The 5,433-nt window shown below is 48.1% G+C and carries 5 protein-coding genes; 4 read left to right on the top strand and 1 reads right to left on the bottom strand.

Annotated features, from left to right (window positions below; all coding sequences use genetic code 11):
* Positions 1-11 precede the first annotated feature (11 nt).
* The gene (locus VN105_RS25025; RefSeq protein ID WP_325645385.1) at positions 12-1,640 is read right to left on the bottom strand and encodes a hypothetical protein; all 1,629 of its coding nucleotides are present in this window, start codon (positions 1,638-1,640) and stop codon (positions 12-14) included.
* A gap of 114 nt (positions 1,641-1,754) precedes the next feature.
* On the opposite strand from VN105_RS25025, the gene VN105_RS25020 reads away from it, so the two are divergent.
* Genes VN105_RS25020 through VN105_RS25005 form a run of 4 tightly spaced genes read left to right on the top strand, consistent with a single transcriptional unit; the run spans position 1,755 to position 5,315 of the window.
* On the top strand, positions 1,755-2,642 hold the full coding sequence (locus tag VN105_RS25020) for a decaprenyl-phosphate phosphoribosyltransferase (RefSeq protein ID WP_325645383.1): 888 nt from the start codon (positions 1,755-1,757) through the stop codon (positions 2,640-2,642).
* Entirely contained in the window at positions 2,642-3,973 is a 1,332-nt protein-coding gene (locus VN105_RS25015; protein ID WP_325645381.1) for an FAD-binding oxidoreductase, read from the top strand. The genes VN105_RS25020 and VN105_RS25015 overlap by 1 nt, the downstream gene beginning before the upstream one ends.
* Before the next feature lie 26 nt (positions 3,974-3,999).
* Positions 4,000-4,731: an SDR family oxidoreductase gene (locus VN105_RS25010; RefSeq protein WP_325645379.1), complete on the top strand. Its 732-nt coding sequence runs from the start codon at positions 4,000-4,002 to the stop codon at positions 4,729-4,731.
* The gene (locus VN105_RS25005; RefSeq protein ID WP_325645377.1) at positions 4,728-5,315 is read left to right on the top strand and encodes an HAD family hydrolase; all 588 of its coding nucleotides are present in this window, start codon (positions 4,728-4,730) and stop codon (positions 5,313-5,315) included. Before VN105_RS25010 ends, VN105_RS25005 begins: the two co-directional genes overlap by 4 nt.
* Positions 5,316-5,433 lie beyond the last annotated feature (118 nt).

Genomic DNA, 5,433 nt, shown 5'->3' with positions numbered 1-5,433 from the left:
AGATACATAATTTATTTTACATATACTTCTATAATTGCATTTGTAGGTCTTCTTGGTGCAAGAAAACTGTCTACCTGGTGGTAGTGTTGCTTCAGTTCACACCTCAATGCAAAGGGATAAAAGTTGTTTAATGTGGGGGCATATTCGTAGATCACCAGGTCGTAATGATGGTCCCTTATTTTCTGTGTGAAGGTAGCCAGCTGCCGGTTAAACATTCCAACTCCCAGGTGATACCATAAAGGATAATCCGGACCGGTTTCCAGTTTATAAGGCATCGCAGCTGCCAGCGGGGTTAGCTCCGACATGTTCAATACTTTGATGTCGCCTTTCTTTTCAGTCACCACGGGGAGCGCCATAATGTTCTCCATCCCTTTCACTGTAGATGCAGGCATGTATATTTTGCGGAAAGGCTTCAGGTTGGAATATACCCAGGATGATACCGGCACATCGGTAGTGTCGTTGTTCAGCATGTAATTATGGCGGTTCACCACGTTCTCATGACCAGGACCTGCGGCGGCGGCTTCCTGTGCAGGGAACAACCGGTCGGTAAACCGGCCTATGTATTTCCACCAGGTGCCAGACCACCAGAAGAGCACAAGAAAAGTAGCTCCCAGCAAAGGACGGAACGAATTGATATTTATCTTCAGTAATTCAAATAAATAAGAAGCAATAAAGGCAAACGCAAAACTGTGGAAAAAGATGTTATTGTCCGGCGGTGTATAACTGGTTACCTGGAAAATGGCAGCTTCTCCCAATATACCCAGCGTAAGCAATGCAAACAATACTTCCCGGCGCTGCTGTAACCAGGCCCCCCATTCCTTTACTTTTGCCACCATACATAACACCACCAGCACCACGTATGCTTTGATCCAGTTGGAGCTGCCGAATATTTCATCCGTAAAATCGTTGACAGCCAGGCGGGAGCTGTGCGGCGGCTGCCCGTGGTTAAACCAGTAACCAAACCCCGGCATAAGGGGCAGGATCATGATAGCCGCCACCAGGGCAAACATGCCCACAAAAATGGGCAGGTCCAGCCAGCGCCGGGTTTGTAAGCTGTTATAAGCCACGAACACAAGGCATAACATAAAGGCCATTCCGCCTCCATCCTGCTTGGTGAAAACAGACAGGAAAATAAAGAAGGCAGCCACCAGCATATTGCCGTACTTACGTATACGGCTATCTGAAAACAAGGCCCGGAACAGGAAGCTGAGTCCTACCAGCTCAAATACGATCACCGTATGATTATACCAGGGCCAGAAGTTAAAGAAGGAATAAGACAGTACAAATACCAGAACAGATAGCAGTCGCACGCCCGGTTGCACTCCCATACTCTTCATGATGGACCGGAAGGCGAAGCCGGCCATGATATTCAGGAGCACCTGCGCTTTTACCAGGGAAATGAGTTCAGGCCCGAACAGTTTAAAGAAGAGAGCAGGGAAAATCCAGAACCCATAACCGAGCGGCGTCCCGAAATCCCTGAACGGAATTTGCCCCGACGATATACGGTAAGCGCCTTCCCAGGAGAGGAAAATATTAACACGGTACGGGAATGTTACAAATAACGGTACCAGGGCCAATGCGATGATAATGATGCTTTCTGCAATGGCAGGGCGACTGCCTTTCAATGAAAATTTGGGCATAGTAGATTGGGATTCGCTGTAAAAGCTGATTATTCAGTAATATGAATGGCTGCAAAAGTAATCGAATAAATTGTAATTTAGGCCCATCTAACTGACCAAACAACTCCAGGTTCCGTGAAATTTTTAACGCTGTTAAGACCCAAACACTGGGTAAAGAATGCCTTCCTGTTTATCCCCCTGTTCTTTGCAGGAGAGATCTTTAATACGTCGAAACTACTGGACCTGGCAGTGGCTTTTTGCGCCTTCAGCCTCATTGCCAGTAGTATTTACATACTCAACGATTACCGTGATATTGAGGCCGACCAGCAGCACCCGGTGAAATGTAAGCGCCCCCTGGCTTCCGGCAGTATCAGCAAACCGGCGGCCCTGGCTTTGTTTGTGATCTGTATTTTTGCCGGCTATGCACTCGGCATCCTGGTAGGCCAGAAGTTTGTGTTTGTACTGAGCACCTATTTTGTACTGAACCTGCTGTATTGCCTTGGGCTGAAAGATATCTCTATTCTTGACATCCTGATCCTCTCTACCGGGTTTGTACTGCGCGTGAAGGCCGGTGGCGTAGCCGCCAAACTGGCCATCTCGGAATGGCTGGTGATCATGGTGTTCCTGCTGGCGCTTTTTATGGCCATTGCCAAACGCCGGGACGATATCCTTATCAAAATGGATTCAGGGAAGGAAATGCGGAAAGCCGCCAAGGGGTATAACCTCGACTTCCTCAACGTAATGCTGGCCCTTGTTTCGGCAGTGATCATCGTATCTTACCTGATGTATACTATTTCACCTGAAACACAGGCCAGGTTTCATACCTACCGTCTTTATTACACAACCCTGTTTGTAATTGGCGGATTATTACGATATTTGCAAATAACCTACGTGGAGAACAGTACAGGTTCTCCCACCAAAATCCTATATAAAGACCGTTTTATTCAATTAACCATCCTCCTGTGGGTCCTGAGTTTTTATGTATTAATTTATTTACCGACAGATAAAACATTTTTTGAATAATGCAAAAACGGTTAGCCAACTGGGGGAACTTCCCTGCTGTTGCCAGCGACGAACATGCTTTTACCCGGGAAGACGAACTTCGCAATTATGTGGTAGCCAATACCCATATGATTGCCCGGGGTAACGGCCGCTGCTACGGCGATGCCTCCCTGGGCAAACACAGCATCTCCATGCTGAAGTACGATAAGATGCTTTCTTTTGATACCGCCGCCGGCGTGATGGATGTGCAGGCGGGTGTAACACTGGACCAGATACTGGATATTATTGTTCCCAAAGGATGGTTTTTACCGGTTACCCCCGGCACCAAATATATTACCGTAGGCGGCGCCGTGGCCTCCGATGTTCATGGCAAGAACCATCATGTGGATGGTGCATTTTCCGGGCATATCATTGACATGGATGTATTAACGGCCAGCGGCGAAACGGTTTGCTGCTCCGCCACGCAACATGCAGACCTGTTCTGGGCCACCTGTGGCGGTATGGGTCTTACCGGCGTGATCACCCGTGTAAAATTCGGGCTTAAAAAGATCAGCACCGCTTATATCCGGCAAACACAACTAAAAGCTAAAAACCTGGAGGAAGTGATCCGGCTGTTTGATGAATATAAGCACTATACCTACTCTATGGCATGGATCGATTGCCTGCAGAAAGGCGATTCCTTTGGCCGGAGTATCCTCATTGTTGGCGAACATGCCACCCCGGATGAACTGAACGCCAAACAAAAAGAAGCCCCGCTTACCTTGCCGGCTAAACGAAAACTCACAGTACCCTTCAACCTCCCCTCCTTTGTACTCAATACATTTACAGTAAAGGCCTTCAACTGGTTATATTACGGGAAGAATTATAAAAAGGTAATGCATAAGGTGATCCCTTATGAACCTTTCTTTTATCCGCTGGACGCCATCCTGCACTGGAACCGCGGTTATGGCAAGGCCGGCTTTGTACAATACCAGTTCGTGGTGTCCCTGGAGCAAAAAGACGGCCTGATAGCCATTCTGCAAAAGATCAGTGAAAAAGGATGGGGCTCGTTCCTGGCGGTGTTAAAGGTGTTTGGCAAACAGGACAGTCTTATTTCCTTCCCGATGGAGGGATATACCCTGGCGCTGGATTTCCCGATCCGGAAGGGGTTGTTTGAATTTTTGGATGAGCTGGATAAAATAGTACTGCAATATGGCGGCCGTTTGTACCTCTCGAAAGACGCCAGGATGAAGCGGGAAATTTTCTGGAACAGCTACCCCAATGCCGGCCGGTTTGCCGAAATTGTAAAACAATATAACAGTGACGCGCGTTTTGAATCCCTGCAATCAGAACGTTTATTATTGACGAAATAATTTTCCCTGATTAACCAATACCTCTCATGCCTACCCTTTTAATACTTGGCGCAGGTTCAGACATGGCGGTTGCCATTGCCCGGAAGTTTGCGTCTGAAAAATATGATATACAGCTGGCCGGCAGGAATACTGCGGCTCTGGTTCCACAACAAAAGGATCTTCAGGTACGTTATAACGTTAACGCCACCACGCACCTGTTTGATGCCGCCGACTTTGGCTCACACAATGCCTTTTACGCCGGCCTGCCGGCGGTTCCGGATATCACCATCTGTGTTTTCGGTTACCTGGGCAGCCAGGAAAAAGCACAGGAAAACTGGCAGGAAGCAGCCACTATCATCAACAGTAATTATACCGGCGCCGTTTCCATATTGAATATTGTAGCAGAAAGCTACGAGGCCAGGAAACAGGGAACCATTATCGGTATCAGCTCAGTAGCCGGTGAAAGAGGACGGCAGAGCAATTATATATATGGTAGCGCAAAAGCCGGTTTTACGGCTTATCTTAGCGGACTGAGAAACCGGCTTTTTCGTAGTGGCGTTCACGTGATGAGTGTGCAGCCCGGCTTTGTGAACACCCGTATGACCAGTCACCTGCCCCTTCCCCCGCTGCTCACCGCACAACCGGAAACCGTGGCTACCGTGATCTTTAAAGCAGTGAAACGAAAAAAGAATGTGCTGTATGTAAAGTGGCATTGGAAATACATTATGCTCATTATTAAACTCATACCTGAAGGTATTTTCAAAAAATTGTCCTTGTGACCATTGCCTTTTTTGACTTCGATGGTACTATCACCACCCGGGATACCCTGTGGGAAATTATCCGCTATCACAGGGGCCGCGCCGCTATGTATGCCGGTGTGGTGCAACTGTTGCCACAGCTGCTGCGTTTTAAATTAAAGATGTTACCGGCACAGGAAATGAAGGAAGAAGTACTCGGGTATTTTTTTGGGGAGATGCCTGCCGCAGATTTTTCTGCGGGGTGTGAACGCTTTTGCCGGGAACAATTACCCTCGCTGATCCGTCCGCAGGCATTGACCGCTATACGGGATCACCAGCGGAAGGGTCATCACGTAGTGGTAGTTTCTGCTTCCGCACAGGACTGGGTAGCGCCATGGTGCAGGCAGGAAAACATCGTTTGCCTGGCTACCCGCCTCGAAGTAAAAAATAAATGCCTCACCGGTAAGATCCAGGGAATCAACTGTAACGGTGCCGAAAAAGTAACACGCATCCGTGAAGCTTACCGCCTGGAAAATTTCCACGAAATATATGCCTACGGCGATAGTGAAGGCGACCGCCCCATGCTGGCGCTTGCGCAGCACGTTTCTTTCAAACCCTTCCGGTGACGCGGGGATCGCCTTCGGCGATACGCGGATTTTGTCTGGCTCAGGATTTTGATGATTTCGCTGATTACACTGATTTGATCATTTTTGATTTTTTTTGATTGGGGAGATATAAGCGAGT

Source organism: Chitinophaga sp., assembly GCF_035564935.1.
In the GTDB taxonomy this organism is placed as follows: Bacteria; Bacteroidota; Bacteroidia; order Chitinophagales; family Chitinophagaceae; genus Chitinophaga.
This window is presented reverse-complemented; position numbering and strand designations above follow the sequence as displayed.